Origin of the sequence: Streptomyces caelestis (assembly GCF_001279005.1) — a bacterium.
Classification (GTDB): Bacteria; Actinomycetota; Actinomycetes; order Streptomycetales; family Streptomycetaceae; genus Streptomyces; species Streptomyces heliomycini.
On the sequence record NZ_LGCN01000200.1, the window covers coordinates 24104 to 42010 of the forward strand.

Annotated in this window: 16 protein-coding genes and 1 pseudogene; 9 read left to right on the plus strand and 8 right to left on the minus strand. The window is 74.5% G+C overall.

The annotated features are described in order from the left end of the window. Nucleotides 1-436: 436 nt before the first annotated feature. From ADK41_RS39595 to ADK41_RS20875, 4 genes are all read left to right on the plus strand, one after another. Nucleotides 437-1057, plus strand: a complete 621-nt coding sequence (locus ADK41_RS39595; RefSeq protein ID WP_030833705.1) for a PadR family transcriptional regulator — start codon at nt 437-439, stop codon at nt 1055-1057. 178 nt (nt 1058-1235) lie between these two features. Beyond that, on the plus strand, nt 1236-1769 hold the full coding sequence (locus tag ADK41_RS20865; RefSeq protein WP_030833703.1) for a Clp protease N-terminal domain-containing protein: 534 nt from the start codon (nt 1236-1238) through the stop codon (nt 1767-1769). A gap of 46 nt (nt 1770-1815) precedes the next feature. Continuing rightward, nucleotides 1816-2817: an EamA family transporter gene (locus ADK41_RS20870; RefSeq protein ID WP_030833701.1), complete on the plus strand. Its 1002-nt coding sequence runs from the start codon at nt 1816-1818 to the stop codon at nt 2815-2817. Nucleotides 2818-3042: 225 nt separating this feature from the next. Continuing rightward, nucleotides 3043-3996 (plus strand): DMT family transporter, encoded by a 954-nt coding sequence (locus ADK41_RS20875; RefSeq protein ID WP_030833699.1) that lies wholly within the window; start codon nt 3043-3045, stop codon nt 3994-3996. 57 nt (nt 3997-4053) lie between these two features. Here ADK41_RS20875 and ADK41_RS43325 read toward each other — a convergent pair. After that, a pseudogene (locus ADK41_RS43325) lies at nt 4054-4638 on the minus strand (FMN-binding negative transcriptional regulator); the annotation flags it as partial. Continuing rightward, entirely contained in the window at nt 4638-5318 is a 681-nt protein-coding gene (locus ADK41_RS20880) for a pyridoxamine 5'-phosphate oxidase family protein (RefSeq protein ID WP_030833697.1), read from the minus strand. The pseudogene ADK41_RS43325 and the gene ADK41_RS20880, both read right to left, overlap by 1 nt. 35 nt (nt 5319-5353) lie before the next feature. Between ADK41_RS20880 and ADK41_RS20885 the strand changes: the two genes are divergently transcribed. After that, nucleotides 5354-6691 carry an aminotransferase class I/II-fold pyridoxal phosphate-dependent enzyme gene (locus ADK41_RS20885; RefSeq protein ID WP_030833695.1) on the plus strand — a complete coding sequence of 446 codons (1338 nt, stop codon included), beginning with the start codon at nt 5354-5356 and terminating at the stop codon, nt 6689-6691. A gap of 241 nt (nt 6692-6932) precedes the next feature. Here the strand turns inward: ADK41_RS20885 and ADK41_RS20890 are convergent, their stop codons facing one another. Further along, nucleotides 6933-7880, minus strand: a complete 948-nt coding sequence (locus ADK41_RS20890; protein ID WP_030833693.1) for a DMT family transporter — start codon at nt 7878-7880, stop codon at nt 6933-6935. Nucleotides 7881-7955: 75 nt separating this feature from the next. Here ADK41_RS20890 and ADK41_RS20895 point away from each other — a divergent pair, with 75 nt between their 5' ends. After that, nucleotides 7956-8873 carry a LysR family transcriptional regulator gene (locus ADK41_RS20895; RefSeq protein ID WP_030833691.1) on the plus strand — a complete coding sequence of 306 codons (918 nt, stop codon included), beginning with the start codon at nt 7956-7958 and terminating at the stop codon, nt 8871-8873. On the opposite strand, the gene ADK41_RS20900 is transcribed toward ADK41_RS20895, so the two are convergent. The 4 genes from ADK41_RS20900 to ADK41_RS20915 form a co-directional block, all read right to left on the minus strand. Then, complete coding sequence (locus ADK41_RS20900; RefSeq protein WP_030833689.1) at nt 8870-9340, minus strand: pyridoxamine 5'-phosphate oxidase family protein; 471 nt, start codon at nt 9338-9340, stop codon at nt 8870-8872. The two genes, ADK41_RS20895 and ADK41_RS20900, sit on opposite strands and share 4 nt — an antisense overlap. A gap of 41 nt (nt 9341-9381) precedes the next feature. Next, complete coding sequence (locus ADK41_RS20905; protein WP_030833687.1) at nt 9382-9879, minus strand: Rieske (2Fe-2S) protein; 498 nt, start codon at nt 9877-9879, stop codon at nt 9382-9384. Between the two features lie 308 nt (nt 9880-10187). Next, on the minus strand, nt 10188-10859 hold the full coding sequence (locus tag ADK41_RS20910) for a CBS domain-containing protein (protein WP_030833685.1): 672 nt from the start codon (nt 10857-10859) through the stop codon (nt 10188-10190). A 326-nt stretch (nt 10860-11185) separates the two neighbouring features. Beyond that, nucleotides 11186-12721, minus strand: coding sequence for an AAA family ATPase (locus tag ADK41_RS20915; protein ID WP_051843479.1), 1536 nt, complete (start codon nt 12719-12721; stop codon nt 11186-11188). Between the two features lie 572 nt (nt 12722-13293). On the opposite strand from ADK41_RS20915, the gene ADK41_RS20920 reads away from it, so the two are divergent. The 3 genes from ADK41_RS20920 (at nt 13294) to ADK41_RS20935 (ending at nt 17005) form a co-directional block, all read left to right on the plus strand. Beyond that, nucleotides 13294-14178, plus strand: coding sequence for a universal stress protein (locus tag ADK41_RS20920; RefSeq protein ID WP_030833681.1), 885 nt, complete (start codon nt 13294-13296; stop codon nt 14176-14178). Between the two features lie 217 nt (nt 14179-14395). Next, the gene (locus tag ADK41_RS44090) at nt 14396-14536 is read left to right on the plus strand and encodes a hypothetical protein (RefSeq protein ID WP_324604914.1); all 141 of its coding nucleotides are present in this window, start codon (nt 14396-14398) and stop codon (nt 14534-14536) included. Nucleotides 14537-15676: 1140 nt separating this feature from the next. Continuing rightward, the gene (locus ADK41_RS20935) at nt 15677-17005 is read left to right on the plus strand and encodes a phosphoribosyltransferase family protein (RefSeq protein ID WP_030833673.1); all 1329 of its coding nucleotides are present in this window, start codon (nt 15677-15679) and stop codon (nt 17003-17005) included. 347 nt (nt 17006-17352) lie between these two features. Here the strand turns inward: ADK41_RS20935 and ADK41_RS20940 are convergent, their stop codons facing one another. Then, on the minus strand, nt 17353-17562 hold the full coding sequence (locus ADK41_RS20940; protein ID WP_030833669.1) for a hypothetical protein: 210 nt from the start codon (nt 17560-17562) through the stop codon (nt 17353-17355). Nucleotides 17563-17907 lie beyond the last annotated feature (345 nt).

Sequence of the window (17907 nt, forward strand, 5' to 3'; positions counted from 1 at the left end):
TGGGCCCTCTCGGGGCGCCACGGGCGCCGCCCGGGCCGGGACGTCACAGGGCAGCAGACGCGGAGCGGGGTCGTTCGCGCCATGGGGAACGAGCACGTCGTCGTCTGCGGGGCCGAGGGATGAGGCGACCGACACGGCAGCGGCCCCCGTACGGCGGACCTCCGGCGTCCGCGTCGTCGCCCACTCCCTCCTCCGGGAACGGGGCGCGGCGTCATCGGGGGATCCGTCCCTGAAACCGCCCGGACCGGCCGCGCCCGCGCTCGGGGCTCGTCCTTGGTCGTACCGAGCACGTTCTCCGTCGACCGTCCGCGCCGGCGGGCGAACGCGGCCGGTCGCCGGTCCTGTTCGGACGGCCGGACGAGGGATTGCCGAACGAACAGTCCCGATATATCGTTGAAGCATCGTGATGGATCGACGATGGAATGGAGTGGTGGCGATGCGCACCCATGGTCACGAGCGCGGACACGGTCATGGCGGCCGGGGCGACTTCGAGCGGCTGCGGGCGGCCTTCGGGCCCTTCGGGCCGGGGGGTCCGGGTGGTCCCGGCGGTCCCTTCGGCCCGGGTTTCGGGCACGGCGGCCCCTGGGGCGGGCGAGGGCGCGGCGGACCGAGGGGGAGGGCGCGGCGCGGTGACGTACGGGCCTCGATCCTGGCCCTGCTGAAGGACCGTCCGATGCACGGCTACGAGATGATCCAGGAGATCGCCGAGCGCAGCGGCGGGGCGTGGAAGCCCAGCCCCGGCTCGGTGTACCCCACCCTTCAGCTGCTGGAGGACGAGGGGCTGATCGTCAGCGAGTCCGAGGGCGGGAAGAAGCTGTTCTCACTCACCGACGCCGGCCGCTCGGCGGCAGGGGAAGGTCCCGAGGCTCCCTGGGAGGAGGCCTCGCGCGGGGTCGACTGGGAGGCGCTGAGCGAGATCCGGCAGGCCGGTTTCGGTCTGATGGAGGCCTTCGGCCAGGTCTGGAAGACGGGCAGCAAGGAGCAGCGGGAGAAGGCCCTCGCCGTCATCAACGAGGCACGCAAGAAGCTGTACCTGATCCTCGCCGACGAGGACTGAGGGAGTCGGTGAGGACCGGTGGGGGGCGTGGCGCAAACCGGCGCGCGCCCCTTGGGCCGAAACGCCCGGATCTCCTCCGCAAGGAGGAGATCCGGCCCGGGGCGTCCACTTCCCGTGGGACGCCGAGATGCTTCCCGCCGGGGATGCCCCGGGCCCGCGGGGCTGATGGAGTGGGGACGTGCACCCCCGTATCCCCCGGCAACAGGCCCAGGAACTCCAGGAGCAGGGCGTCCACCGCGCGGAGAACGATGTCAGGCTCGGCGCCGGGCTGGCAGCGGTGCTGGCCGGTGCCCGGCGCAGGGCGGTCCGGGACGGGGACCGCCAGATCGACACGGCCCATCTGCTGCACTCGCTCCTGGAGTCCGACGCCGAGGTGAGAGCCGTCTTCGACGAGGGGCCCCGGATCGCCCGGCTGCTCGGCTACCTGGTCCAGCGCAGCATCGGCTACGGCCTGCGCTGGCAGAGCGCGGTCGAGGACTCCGGCGGCGTTCCCGTGGTGGCCGAGGCCGCGGGCCTCTCGCCGCTGGCCGCGGGCTGCATGGAGGACGCCCACGAGCGCGCCGCCCGCCACGGCCGCGGCCCGGCGGGCGGTACGGATCTGCTCGCGGCGATCGTCGTGGTCCCGCGGGCGCGTGCCGTCGAGGTCCTCGAACGCGCCGGGATCGACCCCCGTGAACTGTCCGCCCGGATCGAGGCGTCGTCCAGTCGGTGAGACAGGTGTCATGAGGGATGACGCTCCTGTCGGGGCCTGGCATCATGTGCCGGTGCCTACCTCTGTCAGTACCCCGAGCGACCACCGAAAGGGCGTCGGACTCGGCCTCGCGCTGCTGTCCGCGCTGGCCTTCGGGGGTTCCGGTGTGGCGGCCAAGCCGCTGATCGAGGCGGGTCTCGACCCGCTCCACGTCGTGTGGCTGCGGGTGGCGGGCGCGGCGCTCGTCATGCTGCCGCTGGCGGTGCGCCACCGCGGACTCCTGCGCCGCAGGCCCGGACTGCTCGCCGGGTTCGGCCTGTTCGCCGTGGCCGGTGTCCAGGCCTGCTACTTCGCCGCGATCTCCCGCATCCCCGTCGGGGTCGCGCTGCTGGTCGAGTACCTGGCGCCCGCGCTCGTGCTCGGCTGGGTGCGGTTCGTGCAGCGACGGCCGGTGGCCCGGGCCGCCGCGGTCGGCGTGGTCCTGGCGGTGGGCGGGCTCGCCTGTGTCGTGGAGGTGTGGGCGGGCCTCGGCTTCGACGCGCTCGGTCTGCTGCTCGCGCTCGGCGCGGCCTGCTGCCAGGTCGGCTACTTCGTCCTGTCCGACCAGGGCAGCGACGGCGAGGAGGTCCCCGATCCGCTCGGGGTGATCGCCTACGGGCTGCTGATCGGCGCCGCCGTCCTGACCGTCGTCGCCCGCCCCTGGTCCATGGAGTGGTCCGTGCTCACCGGCAGCGCGGAGATGAACGGCGCCCCGGTCGCCGCCCTCGTCCTGCTGGCCTGGATCGTCCTCGTCGCCACGGTGGCCGCGTACGTCACCGGCGTGGTGTCGGTGCGCCGGCTCTCGCCGCAGGTCGCCGGTGTCGTGGCCTGTCTGGAGGCGGTCATCGCCACCGTCCTCGCCTGGGTCCTGCTCGGCGAGCACCTGTCGGCACCGCAGATCGTGGGCGGCGCGGTGGTCCTGGCGGGCGCTTTCATCGCCCAGTCCTCGGCACCGGCGAAGGGGTCAGGGAAGCCCGTGGCGAGCGGCGGGCCCGAAAGGGAGTTGTCCACGCCGGGAACGGCCGCCTAGGGTGCCGATCATGCATGCGCACGCACGTGTTCTTCCGCCGCCGGCCGCCTGAGGCGGGCCCTCCGGTACATCCGCCCGGCTGGTCGCCGGGCGGAACGGCGCCGCCCGCGGACGAAGTCCGTGGATCCCGCCGCTCGGGCCCCGCCCGGGCCCGAGCCGGGATCCCTTCCCGAACTTCCGCGCCCACGCCGATGCGCGTGGTGCGGGCATCTGTGGAGAGCGCACGTGTCGAACGCCGTCTCCGGCCTGCCCGTCGGGCGAGGCCTCCTCTATCTGATCGTCGCCGGTGCCGCCTGGGGCACCGCGGGGGCCGCCGCGTCACTGGTCTACCGGACCAGCGACATGGGCCCGGTCGCCCTGTCCTTCTGGCGCTGCGCGGCCGGTCTGGTGCTGCTGCTCGCCGCCCGGCCGCTGTCGCGGCGCGCCCGGACCGCCGCCCCCGAGCCGCGCGGCCGGCGCGTGCTGCGGGCCGGAGCCACCGGCATCGGGCTCGCGGTCTTCCAGACCGCCTACTTCGCGGCCGTCTCCGCCACGGGACTCGCCGTGGCCACCGTCGTCACCCTCGGCGCCGGACCCGTACTGATCGCGCTCGGCGCGCGACTGGCCCTGGGGGAGCGCCTCGGGCGCGGCGGACTGGCCGCCGTCGTGGGCGCGCTCGCCGGACTCGGCGTGCTCGTCCTCGGCGGCGGGGGCGCGACCGTGGACCCGCGGGGTGTGCTGCTCGCCCTGCTGTCCGCGGCCGGCTACTCGGCGATGACCCTGCTCACCCGGTGGTGGGGGCGCGGCGGCGCCGTGGACTCCTCGGGCACCACGGTGGGGGCGTTCGCCGTCACCAGTCTGGTGCTGCTGCCGTTCGCCGCGGTCGAGGGGCTGGTGCCGCACACCGACGCCCCCGGCGCGCTGCTGTGCCTGCTGGCCTACGTCGCCTCCGTGCCGACGGCGCTCGCGTACGGCCTCTACTTCGCCGGCGCGGCCGTCGTGAGGTCGGCCACCGTGTCCGTGATCATGCTGCTGGAGCCGGTGAGCGCGGCGGTGCTCGCGGTCGCCCTGCTCGGGGAGCGGCTCACGACGGCCACCCTGGCCGGCACCCTGCTGATGCTCGGCTCGGTCGCGGGGCTCGCGATGGGCGAGGTGCGGGGCGCGCGGGCCCGTGAGGAGCCGGGCATGGTGCCGGTGTGACGGCGCGGGGACCCGTCCACAGGGAGGAGGGTCCCCGGCCTCGGGGGGCCGGACCGGCTGCCGGCGCAGGACGTGCGCGCGTGCCGCCGCGTCACGCGCGCCGTCCCGGTCCGCCGGTCCGATGTGATGCGCTCCCGCACCGCATCGGACCACTTGCCCGCATACGTGGAATCCGCCCGCGCGCCCGTCACTTCGAGCCGGAGCCCGCGGATCCCGGACAGCAGCCCGCGCGGAGCCGCCCTCCGGCTGGAAGTGGGCGATCCGGCGGTCGAGGAGCGCGGCCTTCCGCTCCGGATCGTCCATGACACGGACATGGCAGCGCAGTGGACGGAGGCGTGGAGGCGCGCCGGGACACCGTGCTCGGACGGGGCGCCGGGCTCGGCCTGCCGGGGACGTACACGTAGTCGTCGGCCACGCTCAGCAGGACCTTCGGACACGCCTCGACGGCGTGCCGGAGCGGGTGGGGCCGGGCCGGGTGGGCGACCGCCCCGCCGCGCTCCGGGTCGCGGGCGAAGTGCGGGGGCTGGACGTGGGGCGGCGCCCCCGGCGGGCCGCTGACCGCGAGCTGTCCGAAGTCGTGCGCGGCCGGCCACCGCTGCCGCTCGTCTCGTCGCGGGGCGCGTCCCAGGGGTGGACCGGCATCACAGGACCGCCAGATAACCGGGCAGTTCGGTGCCGGGGGCCAGGCCCGGGTCGGCGAGCGGGGCGTCGTAGCCCTTGTGCAGTGGGACGACGCCGGCCCAGTGGGGGAGGGAGAGGTCCTCGGGCTCGTCGTTGACGCCGCCGGTGCGGAGCTTGGCGGAGACCTCGTTCAGGTCGAGGCGGATCACCGCCGTGGCGGCCAGCTCCTTCTTGTCGGCCGGCCGGGAGTCGGCGGCGCGGCCCGGTACGACGTGGTCGACCAGGGCGTCGAGGGCCTGCCGCTTCTCCTCGGGGTCGGTCACGTCGTACGCCGTGCCGTGCACCACCACGGAGCGGTAGTTGATCGAGTGGTGGAAGGCCGAGCGGGCCAGCACCAGCCCGTCGACGTGGGTGACGGTCAGGCAGACCGGGAGGCCGGGGGCGGCCCGGCCCGCCGCGCGCAGCGGGCGCGAGCCGGTCGAGCCGTGGACGTAGAGGCGCTCGCCGACCCGGCCGTACAGCGTGGGCAGCACCACCGGCGCGCCGTCCCGGACGAAGCCGAGATGGCACACGTAGCCCTCGTCGAGTATCGCGTGCACCAGCTCCTTGTCGTACGCGGCACGGCCGGGGGAGCGGGTGGGGACGGTGCGCTCGGTGGGCGGGTAGGTGGTGGCGGGCCGCTGCTGCCGGTTCCCCTGCATGGCGCTCTCCATTGCACTAGTGCATAATCGACTTTGTGCTAGGAGAGTATCGGATCAGTGGGCGGCGCGCAGCGGAGATTTCCGCGAGCATCGAGCGCGCGGTGGGAGACGGGGCGCTGCGGCCGGGTGAACCGCTGCCGCCCATGCGGGAGTTGGCGGAGCGGCTCGGGGTGAACCCGAACACCGTCGCCGCCGCGTACCGGACCCTGCGCGAGCGCGGGGTCATCGAGACCGCGGGCCGGCGGGGGAGCCGGGTGCGGTCCAAGCCGGCCACCACCGCGCGTGAGCTCATCCGGGTGGAGGTCCCGCCGGGCGTGCGGAACCTGTCCGAGGGCAACCCGGACCCCGCGCTGCTGCCCGCCCTGGCCGGGGCGTTCGCGGCGGCGGCCGAGGAGGGAGACCGGGAGCCGGTGCTGTACGGGCACGCGCCCGTGGAGCCCGAGCTGGCGCGGCTGGCGCGGGCCGGGCTGGACGCCGACGGCGTTCCCGACGGGCCCGTCGCCGTCACCTCGGGCGCGCTGGACGCGATGGAGCGGGTGCTCATGGCGCACCTCAGACCCGGGGACGCGGTCGCGGTGGAGGATCCGGGGTGGGGGAGTCTGCTGGACCTGGTCCCGGCGCTGGGACTGAGGACCGTCCCCGTCGGGGTCGACGACGAGGGCCCTTCCCCCGACGACGTGCGCAAGGCGCTGGCGGGCGGGGCCCGGGCCCTGATCGTCACGGACCGGGCGCAGAACCCGACCGGCGCCGCGCTGAGCGCCGCACGCGCGCGTGCGCTGCGCACGGTGCTCGCCGACCACCCGGAGACGCTGCTCGTCGAGGACGACCACGGGCACCACATCGTCGACCTCCCGCTGCACGCCTTGGCGGGCACGACCCGCAGCTGGGCCTTCGTGCGCTCGGCGGCCAAGGCCTACGGCCCCGACCTGCGGCTCGCGGTGCTCACCGGGGACGCGGTCACCCTCGACCGGGTGCGCGGACGGCAACGGCTCGGACCGGGCTGGGTCAGCAGGATCGTCCAGCGCGCGGTGGTGCGGCTGTGGAGCGAGGGCGCGGTGGACCCGGCGGCCGTGGCCGCGCGGTACGGGCGGCGCCGGGACGCGCTGATCGGGGAGCTGGCCCGGCGCGGGATCACGGCGCACGGGCGCAGCGGCATGAACGTATGGGTGCCGGTCCCCGACGAGACCGGCGCCGTCGCCCGCCTGCTGCACGCCGGCTGGGCGGTGGCCCCCGGCGCCCGCTTCCGCCTGAGCGCGCCGCCGGGCATCCGCGTCACCGTCTCGACGCTCGCGGAGGGCGAGACCGAGCCCCTGGCCGAGACGATCGCGGCGGCGCTCGGCCCGGCCGGGGGACCGGTGCGGACGTATGCCTGAGGCGGGGCGGGTCTCCGGGGTGGTGCGGGTGAGGGCTGGGCGGGGGCATTTCACAGCCCGGCGTCGGCGGGGTGCCTCCCCCGCTCTCGGCTTCTCCCCCGCTCCCGGCTCCCTCGAGCGGAAGGACCCCCATGAGCGGGAGGATTCCCATCGCCCACCCGTGCCGCCCTGGGGTTGCCTCCCCCGTGGGAAGCGCGACCGCCCGCAGCCACGCGGGTCGCCCATCATGCCGCTGCCGGGGCTACGCCGGCTTCTTCGGCCTCACCTGGGTGAGTGCCGCACCCGCCAGGACGATCGCCGCGCCCACCGGTGTCGACCAGGTCAGCGTTTCGCCGAGGAGGACGATGCCTGCCGCGGCGGCGATCACCGGGACGAAGTAGGTGACCATCTGACCGGTCGTCGGGCCGACCTCGGCGACCAGGCCGTACTGGATCAGTACGGCCAGCCCCGTGCCCAGCATGCCCAACGCGGCGATCGCCAGCAGCGGGCCGACGGCGAAGCGGGTCGGCGGGGTGGTGAACAGCGGAGTGACGACGGCCAGTTGGACCGTGGCCAGCAGCAGCTGGCCGCCGGTCAGGGACAGGTTCGAGTGGCTGCTGCCCGCCAGGGTGCGGCGGACGTAGATCCAGCCGACGGGGTAACTCAGCGAGGCCAGCAGGGCCAGCGTCGTGCCGCGTGCGTCCAGTCCCTCGAAGCCCTGCCAGGCGCCCAGCACGGTCAGCACCCCGAGGAAACCGACGCCGAGCCCCGCCACCCGCACCCGGGTCGGCCGGTCCTCGGACAGCGCCACCAGCGACAGGGCCATGCCCCACAGCGGCGAGGTCGCGTTGCAGATGCCGGCCAGCGTGGACGGGATGGTCAGCTCCGCGAAGGCGAACAGCGAGAACGGCAGGGCGTTCAGCAGGAACCCCGCGACCGCGAGATGACCCCAGGTGCGCGCACCGCGCGGCAGCCCCTCCCGCCGCACCACCATCGCCACCGCCAGGACGGCGGTGCCGAAGGCCAGCCGGCCGAGGGTGACCTGGAAGGGCGCGTAGCCCTGGGTGCCGACCTTGATGAGGAGGAAACTGAATCCCCAGATCAGGGAGAGCGCGCCGAAACGCAGCCGCCAGTCCAGGCGGGGGCGGGTACGTTCCGGGGCGGGGCCGGTCGGGGCCGGCGTGGTGGTGGTCGCGGTGACGCTGCTCATGGACGCAACGATGCGGGACGTCCATCGCGTAGCACAATCGAGATTTCGCACGTGGTATCTCGTAGCATCGCTTACATGTTGAACCTGGAGCGCCTGCGCACCCTCGACGCCCTCGCCCGGCACGGCTCGGTCAGCGGCGCGGCCGAGGGTCTGCACATCACGACCTCGGCCGTCTCGCAGCAGCTGTCCAAGCTGGAGCGCGAGGTCGGTCAGCGGCTGCTGGCCAAGAACGGGCGCGGGGTCCGGCTCACGGACGCGGGCCGGCTGCTGGCCGAGCACGCGGCGCGCATCCTCTCCCAGGTCGAGCTCGCCCAGTCCGACCTGGAGGCGCAGCGCGGACAGGTCGCCGGTGAGCTGCGGGTCTCGGCGTTCCCGACCGCCGCGCGGGGGCTGTTCCCGGTGGCCCTGCGGGACCTGCGCGAGCGGCATCCCGCGCTGCGCGTGCGCTCCCGCGAGCAGGAGCCGGAGCAGGGCGTCCGGGGAGTGGTGCGCGGGGACCTCGACCTCGCGGTGCTGCTCGACTGGTACAACAAGCCGATGCCGCTGCCCGACGGCCTGGTCAAGGCGCCCCTGCTGGACGACCCGGCCGATGTGGCGCTGCCGGCCGGCCACCGGTTCGCCGGCCGCGACGAGGTGGACCTCGCCGACTTCGCCGAGGACGAGTGGATCACCTGGGGCGAGGGCGAGTTCTGCCACGAGTGGCTGATGTTCACCCTGCGCTCCAAGGGCATCGAGCCGATCATCGGCCACCGCGCCGCCGAGAGCCACACCCAGCTCGGCCTGGTCGCCGCGGGTCTCGGCGTCTGCATCGCCCCGCTGCTCGGCCGCGACCCGCTGCCCGACGGGGTGGTGACCGTCCCGCTCCGGCAGCGCGTACGACGGCAGGTCTTCGTCGTCTGGCGCGCGGACGCCGACCGCCGCCCGTCGATCCGGGCGGCGGTGCAGGCCCTGCGGGCGGCGGGGGAGCGGGTAGGGGAGGGCGTGGAGGACTAGGACAGCGTCGACAGCTTCCTGAAGTCCCAGGACACGGTCTTCTCCGGGGTCAGGCGCAGCCAGGCGTGCCGGCCGTCGTGGGGCATCTCGTCCAGGCCGAAGTTCTTGCGGGCGAACAAGGTCTCCGGAACGTCGAGTTCCGCGCGCAGTTCGCCGGTGCGCGGGATCTCGCCCACGAACTCCACCCGCCCGGACAGCTCCGCGCCGCGCAGTTCGTCGTACTCCTCGCCCGTGTCGACCACGATCGCCACCCGCGGGTCCCGCCGCAGATCCGCCCAGCGCCTGCTGCGCACCACGGAGTACAGCCACAGCGAGGTGCCGTCCCAGGCGAACCAGAGCGTGCTGACGTGCGGTGCGCCGTCGGCGGACACCGTGGCGACCCGGCAGGTGCGCTGGACGGTGAGGAAATCGTCCAGTTCACCGGGCGTCATCATGATCTTCCTGCCCCGGCGCTGCGTGGCGGTCATACGGCCCCTTCGTCTCTCGTGTCGTGCCCGGCGCCGGCGGCTCAGGCGAGGGTGATCGAGTCCCCGCTCACCGTGATCTCCACGGCGGGCAGCGGCTTGGTCGCCGGGCCGCTCTGCACACTGCCGTCGGTGATGGAGAAGTTGCTGTTGTGGCAGGGACAGTTGATGACCCCGTCGGCGATGCTCTTCACCGCGCACCCCTGGTGGGTGCAGGTCGCCGAGAACGCCTTGAACTCGCCCGCCGTCGGCTGGGTGACGACCACTTTACGGTCGGCGAAGACCTTTCCACCGCCCTCGGGGATGTCGGCGGTCGAGGCGAGCGGATCGGCCCCGGCGTTCTCGCCGCCGCCCGATCCTCCGCCGTTCGTGCCGCCGTCCGACGGGCCGCCGGCGGAGCCGGCGTCCGCGGAGGAGCCCGACGCGGCGTCGTCGGAGCCTCCGCACGCGGTCAGTGCGACGGCGAGGCCCGCCGCTCCGGCCGCCGCCACGACGGTTCGACGGGCGGGCCCCGCTGCGGACGTGAACGATGCGCTGGTCATACCGGTGTTCCTTCCGGGGAGGTGTGATCTGTCGAGAGGTACGGCCAGCGGGCCCACACCGTTCATGCGATGCCGAGAGCCTGGCCCGTCCGCGGTCGGACGGGCGTAGCACACGGCTGTCGTTTCGCTGTCGGCCTCGGGCCGTCCCGCCCGGGCCGCCTCCGACGTGCGGTGACGCGCCAGGAGCCCGGGGCGGTGCTCGAGGAGGTCATCGCGCCCCGTCTCGTCACGCCCCGCGTGAGGGCGGATCGCGACCGGGACTGAGCACGGCACCACCCTCGACGCGGCGACCCCGGTACGGAGGCGGGTCACCGCCGTGGCGTATCGACCGCGGTGCCGGTTTCGGGGCGGAGGAGATTCGTGACGTCGACGACACCGTCGACGCTCTCGGACAGGCGTACCGCGATGGGGATGAGGCTCTCCTGCGGCACGGTGCCGCTGAGCGTCACCCGGCCGTCGGTGACCTGGACGACGACCGTGCCGGGAGTCAGGCCGAGGGTGCGGGTCAGGATGTCCGTCGTGATCTCCTCACCGATCGTGAGGTCTCGCCGCAGGAAGACACGCAGCAGGTCGGCACGGCTGACGATGCCCACCAGCCGGCCGGCGTCGTCGACGACGGGCAGCCGTTTGACGTGGTGGCGGGCCATGGCACGGGCTGCCTCCACGACCGACCACTGGGGCCGGGCCACGACGGCGGGGCCGGTCATCAGCTCCTCGGCGGTCAGCGCGTGGGCCTTGGTGCGTTCCGCGGGCGACGGGTGGGCGGCGGCCAGATGGCCGCCCGGATCCGCCTGGCTCTCCTGTTTCCGTAGCAGGTCCGCCTCCGACACCACGCCGACCGGGCGGTCCTGGCCGTCGACGACGGGTACCGCGGTGATGTCGTGATGCGCGAGGCGCTCGGCGATGTCCTTGAAGCCCGTGTCCTGCCGCACACTCACGACTGCCGAGGTCATGAGGTCTCCGACCAGGCGATGCAGCATGTCCCGTTCCCTCCTCGGACGCTCGCGGCAAGGTCCTCTCTCCACTGTCCGCCCTTCGGGGAGCGCCCGCACCGCCGGCGCGTCCGGCCGGCCCTGCCCGTCCGCCCGAGCGGGCGGCACGGTTCACCGGCCGGGACCGCCTCGCCGAGGCGAAGGCCTGGCGTTCGGCTTCCGGGCCGGGAACGGGTGACGGTTCGGGGAACCGGGATCCGTCCGGCGATCCTGCGTGCGACAGCTCCTCGCCGAGGGCCTGGCACAGGTCGACGGGGAACACCGGCAAGCCGCGGAGTGCGGGGGCGCCGACGGGAAACCCCGGCTGAACCGGATCACCGTTCCGTGCGCCGCGCGGCCACGCTGTCGCTGTCGTGCTGATCGCCCTGGTACAGCCGGTCGAGGTCGACGAGCACCACCTGCCCGTCGGCTTCGGCCGCACGGAGCGAGGGAGTGAAGCCGACGCCGCTGTAGCAGGCGGGGCGGGTGTGGGTGACGTCCTCGCCGCGGGCGGCGAGCAGCGTGAGGAGACGACGGATGTGTTCCAGGTGGCGCAGGTCCATGACCCTGTCCCAGCGTGCCAGCCCCACCGACAGCAGAGGCTTGGAACGGGCGTCCGCCCGGCCGCGTACGACCACTTCGGCTTCCAGGTCCGGACCGGCGCGTTGCTCCGGGTCGGAGAGCGAGCCGTGGGCCACCGTCGCGGGACGCGCGCCGAAGACGGCCTGGCCGGCGTGGTCCATGACCCAGTCCCGGCAGATCTGTGCGAAGTGGGGGCCGGCCACCGCGGAGTCGAAGACGGGACGCGCGCGACGCCAGACCTCGACGGAGTCCTGCTGTTCCAGCGCCGAGCGGTGGGGCCAGACGGCCGCGTGCTCGAAGGCGAGCAGGGGCTCCGCGATACGCAGCCGGACCAGGTGCGGCCGGAACGCGTCGGGCGTGCCGTACAGAAGGCCGTTCGTCTGCAGGAGCGTCAGACAGTGCGAGGCGTCGGTGAGCGGCGTGCCGAGACACTCGGCGATCTCGCCCTGGGTCCGGCAGCCCGTGGCGATGGCGGTGAGCGCGGAGTGGCACAGCGCGCGGTCCCAGTGGTCGGTCTCCTCCTGCAGCAGGTGATGTGACTCCAGGAACAAGGGGGTCCGGGGGTTGAGGACGGTTCGGCAGACCCAGGCGTCGAAGTCGTCCGCCCTGCTGGGGGCGTCGCCCGCGACGTAGTGCCGGTAGGCGGGGGTTCCGCCCACGACGGCGTGGACCAGCAGGGCGAGGCGGGGGTCGTCGATGTGCCAGAACCGTGCGGACTGCCGGAAGTCCAGCGGGCGGAGGGTGAGTTCCAGGTCGGCCAGTCCGTGCAGCGGTGCGGCCGCGCCGAACAGCCGGTGCATCACGGGCAGGGAACTGCCGCTGAGCAGCAGGCGGGTACGGTTGTCCCGCCCCGTCTCGCGCAGCCGCCGGTAGGCGCCGTGGATGACGGAGGGGAGCTCGGGGCTCTGCCGTACCAGATCGGGGAACTCGTCGATGACGACCGGTACGGGTCGCCCCCGCTCACCCAGCGCGAGCAGCGCGTCGACGACGTCCTCCCATCCGGTCCGGTGAGGGGGTGGCGCCTCGCCCGTGTACCGGGCGAGCTCGTCGCCGAGGCGGCGCAGGGACTCGGCCCGGGCTGCCTGCTGCGCCCCGAAGCAGAAGCCGCCCAGGGCGGCGGTGAGTTCCTTCAGGAGGTGCGTCTTTCCCTGCCGCAGCCGCCCCGACACGACACCGAGTCCGGCACCGGGCCGGGCGTCACAGGTGAACGCGACGAGCGCGTCCCACTCGGCGTCGCGGTCGAAGACCGTCTCCGGCTTCACGGGGCGGGAAATCTCGGGCGGCGACACGGCTGCTCCCCTCGCTCGGCAGCGCTCCTGTCACCAGTACAACCTCGAATTCCGGACGCCGCGACACGCGCGGACACGCACGCGACGGTTGCCGCGTTCCGCCGTCGGTCCGGCCCGCGGACCTTCCCCGCGGATCCGGGTGCGCGTGCCCCGATCCCCGTGCGCGGGCGGGGCGCTGCCCGGCGCGCGGAGTCAGCGGCCGGGAGGTCTACTGGAAGGGCGGAGGGGGTGGGAGGGCTGCCGTACACGGTGGCCGGGTGCGGAGGAGGACCGGTTCGGAGCCGGCGCGAACGGGCCACCGTGATGAGGAGCGATCGTGGAGCCGACCTTTCTCGACCCTGTGGACGCCGGGCCGGGGCCCTGTGCCCGCGCCTGCGTGGACACCTCGCGTGACGTCCCCGCCCCGGAGGCGGCGATCGATCCGCGGCGCCGGCGTCGGCGTGAGGACCTGACCCGGCAGGGGGCGGACGTACACCGACCGCACCGACACCGGGGTACACGCGTGAGCCCGCGTCGCCCGGCCGGAGTCGCGGCGGTGGGCTCCGTCCGGTCCCGTGAGGAGCTGGTGGGGTATGCCTGAGGGGCCGGTGGTGGTGGGGACGGACGGTTCGGCCGGAGCGGCACGCGCCGTGCTGTGGGCGGCGCAGGAGGCCGCCCTACGGCACCAGCCCCTGCACATCGTGTGCGCCGTGGACCTCGACCTGGCGGAACGCCTGGGCGCCGACACCGCGCGGCGGGTGCGTGAGGCGGCCCGGTCCCTGCTGGCCGAGGCGGCGGCCGCGGCTTCCGGCAGGGTGCCCGGCCTGGCGGTCTCCACGGAGGTCGGCCGGGAGCCCGCGGGCGACGACCTGCTGCGGGCGGCCGCGGCTACGGCTCCGCGAGCACCGGGTGTGACGACGGCCGAGGCGACGATCGTCGTGGGGTCCCGCGGGCTGGGTGGTTTCTCCACGCTGCTGCTGGGCTCGGTCGGTCTGACGGTTGCCGGACGGGCCAGGTGCCCGGTGGTCGTCGTGCGTGGTACGGAGCGGCCGTCGAGCGGGGTGGTCGTGGTGGGTGTCCGGGACGAAGGGGACCTGGAGTCGGTGCGCTTCGCCGGGGAGACCGCCAGGCGGCACAAGGCGTCGCTGCGGCTGCTGAGTACGTGGACCTACCTCCAGTACGTCGCGAGCATGGCGCCCCTGGCCGACGTGGTGCGGGTGGCCGTGGAGGCGGAGGCGGCGGCGAGCACCCGCATGCTCGGCTCCGTCCGGGAGGAGTTCCCGGACCTGGAGGTGAGCGAAGAGGTGGTGCGGGTCCCCTCACCGGCCGGCGAACTGGTCGCGGCGTCCCTGCGCGCGGATCTCGTCGTGATGGGCGCACGCAGGACCGCGCACCACGTCGGCCGCGGGCCGGGCCGGGTCACGCACGCCGTTCTGCAGCACGCGCACTGCCCCGTGGCCGTCGTCCCCCACGAGTGACCTCTGCCGCTCGCCGTCGGCGGCCGGGAACCGCTCGATCGACGTCGTACGGCCGGGCGACGCCCGCGCCCCGGTCGGCGGGGGCGGCCACCGGCGTCACCGGATTGCGGCAGGCCGCGGCCGGGGTGACGCTGGGACGGTGGTTCGACATGCACCAGTGGTCGTGCATCCCCCGGGACCGGATGGCGGACGGCACGTGACGATTCGCGGTGAGCAGGTGGGTACGGCCTATCACCTGCTCGACGTTCTGGAGTTCCTGCGTCGCACCGGCCTGCCGGAGGCGCACGAGGGAATCGATGATCCCCACCTGGTCGAGTGGCGCGGTGGCGACTCCAGAAGGTGGCGTGAAGAGCCGTAGGAGGAGCGTCTCCGACCGGTCTGCCGTCCCACCGGGCCGACGAGGGGACGAGGGCCGTGTCGCGCGGGGACCGCGGCCGGACACGCGGACCGCGGCATCGGCCGAGGGGCGCGCTTCCGTCCGCGGTCCGGAATCGCCGGGCCACCGACCCGGGCGGAGCCGCGATCGGGCAGCGTGCGGCAGGGGAGCCTGCCGGGCTCCGTGGAGAAGGCCGGGGGTCTTCCCGGCGGCGTCGGTCACGGCAGGCGCCGGCCACGGCCCCGGGTCCGAAAGCCGCCGGGCCGGCTGCCGGAACAGGCCGTCGAAGGAGACCATGCCGACCAGGCGGCCCCCGGACACCACCGGAGACGTCCGCGGGCGGCCTCCTCGTGGGCGCGCGCCTTGAACGTCTCGCCTCCGGCGATGGCGATGGCGATGAGGTCCGCGTACTCCTGAAGGAGCGACTCGGCCTCCTCCTCGGGCCGGACCACGTCTCACGTCCGGGAACCGACTCGTGCGGCATGCCGGCTCGAGGACACGCGCGCGGCGGCAGGGCGACCGGACGCAGGCGGCCGCGACCCGGCGTGCCCCGCCTCCCCGCTGCCCGTCCTCGGGCCCCTTCAGCACGCGGAGCCGTCGGGCCGAGGGTGTGCCGGGACCAGGAGGACCAGCTGAGCGGAAGGGCCGGTTCGGCGAGGGACCCGAGGCGAGCGCGGCCGACCCGTGGCCCGGCCACGGGGACGGAGTCCGCACGGTCGTGCCGCCGGACCGCAGGAGACGAGCGGAGCGGCGGTGGGACGGAGCGGGACGGCCGTGGGCCGGGCGGGTTCTCCGGACCGCTGCTCGGCTCGGTCGGCCGGGGCCTCGTGCACCATGCGTCCCGCCCGGTCGTCGTCGTGCCGCACCCTGCCGGGGACCGACGCGGCCACCTGACCGCCATGCGACGGGCGGGACCCGCCGGTGCGGCGCGTACGTCAGCCCGTCCGGACGGAGGAGGGCGCCCCCGGCCGGAGGCTCGCCGCCTCCTGAGGCCCTGAGCCCGCGCTCCGTCCTCGAGAGGGCGCCTCGCAGCGGTGCGCATTCGTCTTCCGCGGGGGTGAGGATGAAGGTACGGGGCGCGCCGGTCACCACCGTGTCGCTCCGGGATGAGGAGGTCGGATCGTGTTCTTCCTGGATCGTCGTGACGCCGGCCGGCAACTCGCCGCCCGGCTGGGGCACCTGAAGGAGAGCGAGGTGGTGGTGCTGGGCCTGCCCCGGGGCGGGGTTCCGGTCGCGGCGGAAGTCGCCGGGGCGCTCGGCGCGCCGCTGGACGTGTGCTTGGTGCGGAAGCTGGGCGTGCCGTCCCAGCCGGAACTGGGGATGGGAGCGATCGGTGAGGGCGGGGTGCGCGTGATCAACGACGACGTGGTGCGCATGGCGCGTGTCACCCCCGAGGAACTGGCCGAGGTCGAGGCCCGTGAGAGGGAGGTGATGGACACGCGCGCCCGGCGCTACCGGGCCGGGCGGGAGCCGGTCGGGTTGCGGGGCCGCACGGTGCTGGTGGTCGACGACGGGATGGCCACGGGGTCGACGGCGCGCGCGGCCTGCCGGATCGCCCGGGCCCGCGGTGCGGCACGGATCGTGCTGGCGGTCCCCGTGGCACCGGCCGACTGGACCGCACGGCTCGGCGAGGACGCCGACGACATGGTGTGCCCGTACACCCCGCGGGACTTCTTCGCCATCGGGGAGTTCTACGCCGACTTCTCCCAGACCGGCGACGACGAGGTCGTCGCCTGTCTGGAAGAGGCGCTCGCCCGCCCGGAGAGCACCCGCCGGACCGAGCGGCGTCACGCTGTGCCCGCGGACCGGGAGGTGAGCGTCCGGGCCGGTGCGGTGGTGCTGCGTGGGCAGCTGACCGTGCCCGAGGGGGCGGCCGGGGTGGTGCTGTTCGCGCACGGAAGCGGCAGCAGCCGGCACAGCACACGCAACCGGTTCGTCGCCGCCGGACTGAACCGGGCCGGGCTTGGCACCCTGCTGTTCGACCTGCTCACCGAGGCCGAGGAGACCGACCGGGCCAACGTGTTCGACACCGGGTTGCTGGCCCGGCGGCTGGCGGACACCACCGACTGGCTGCGCGGACAGCCCGAGGCCGAAGGACTGGAGGTCGGGTACTTCGGCGCCAGCACCGGCGCCGCCGCCGCCTTGTGGGCGGCCGCCGAGCCGGGCGCGCGGATCGCCGCGGTGGTCTCCCGGGGCGGCAGGCCCGACCTGGCCGGACCACGGTTGCCGGCGGTGTCGGCGCCCACGCTGCTGATCGTCGGGGGCCACGACCAGCTGGTGCTCGGCCTCAACCGCGATGCACAGGCCCGGCTGCGCTGTGAGAACCGGCTGACGGTCGTTCCCGGCGCCACTCACCTGTTCGAGGAGCCCGGCGCCCTGGAGCAGGTGACCGAGCTGGCCAGGCACTGGTTCACCGGCCACATGGTCCCGGTCCCTCATACGACGACCTGAGGACGAACGCGCGCTCGGGCGACGGGCGGTGATCAGGCGCAGCGGCGTGGTCCCCGCCTGCCGCGCGCCCGGGTGCTCTTGGCGTCCGGCGCCGGGATCCGTGTTCCGGCGCCGGTGAGTACCGCGCGCCTGGTGAGGACGGCCGCCCGGGCAGCAGGGGCTGCCCCGCCGCACGGGCGCCACTGCTCGGGGCGCGGGACGGTGACGACCGGGCCGGCGCCGGCCCCGATCGGTCCGCGTCCTTGGGCACGGGGCGGCGCCGACTCCCTGCGGGTTCTTCGACCGGCGCGTCGGGTTCGGTACCGGTCACCACGGCCGAATCGGTTTCTCCCGGCGCCGGAGAGCGTCTACAGGCCCTGGGAGAGCAGGAGTTCGTGGGCGAGTCGTGCGCCGCGTGCCGCCTCCTCGGGGGGAACGTCCTGTGACGGGATGTTCTCCAGGCCGCGGACGAGCACCCGCACGGCCTCGGCCAGGGTTGCGACCTGCGCCTCCAGTCGGTCCAACCGGGCGTCCGGTCCGAGCACGGCACCGGATTCGTCGGGATGGGACTGTGTCATGATCATGCCTCCCTTTGAGGCGGTGACGGGGTTGCGGGGCCGGCGCCGTCCGGGAGGCCGGTGGTGTCGTGGTCGGGGATCAGCGCCTTCATCGTCTCGGTTCCAGAGCCGGTCCCCAGTCCGCCCCGCACAGGGGACCTCTTGCCACCACACGGTCCGGCTTCCTCGGCGGCGACGGTGTACGGGCGGAGAACCCGGGCACCTCGGGCGAGAGCCCGGCCGGCGGTGGAGGAGCACCACTGCTCGGTCGCCCCAGCAGCCGTGCCCTGCCGGTCACCGCCTATAGCCAGTAAACAACGGTCGCCCGGTGCCCGCAGCGAACGGGGCTTTCCGGGCGTACCGCCG

Bases quoted from the DNA above. Each gene is read 5' to 3' on its own strand.
- ADK41_RS39595 (WP_030833705.1), top strand. From the start codon at position 437: ATGCGCACCCATGGTCACGAGCGCGGACACGGTCATGGCGGCCGGGGC.
- ADK41_RS20880 (WP_030833697.1), bottom strand. From the start codon at position 5,318: ATGCAGGGGAACCGGCAGCAGCGGCCCGCCACCACCTACCCGCCCACC.
- ADK41_RS20890 (WP_030833693.1), bottom strand. From the start codon at position 7,880: ATGAGCAGCGTCACCGCGACCACCACCACGCCGGCCCCGACCGGCCCC.
- ADK41_RS20895 (WP_030833691.1), top strand. From the start codon at position 7,956: ATGTTGAACCTGGAGCGCCTGCGCACCCTCGACGCCCTCGCCCGGCAC.
- ADK41_RS20900 (WP_030833689.1), bottom strand. From the start codon at position 9,340: ATGACCGCCACGCAGCGCCGGGGCAGGAAGATCATGATGACGCCCGGT.
- ADK41_RS20905 (WP_030833687.1), bottom strand. From the start codon at position 9,879: ATGACCAGCGCATCGTTCACGTCCGCAGCGGGGCCCGCCCGTCGAACC.
- ADK41_RS20910 (WP_030833685.1), bottom strand. From the start codon at position 10,859: ATGCTGCATCGCCTGGTCGGAGACCTCATGACCTCGGCAGTCGTGAGT.
- ADK41_RS20920 (WP_030833681.1), top strand. From the start codon at position 13,294: ATGCCTGAGGGGCCGGTGGTGGTGGGGACGGACGGTTCGGCCGGAGCG.
- ADK41_RS20940 (WP_030833669.1), bottom strand. From the start codon at position 17,562: ATGACACAGTCCCATCCCGACGAATCCGGTGCCGTGCTCGGACCGGAC.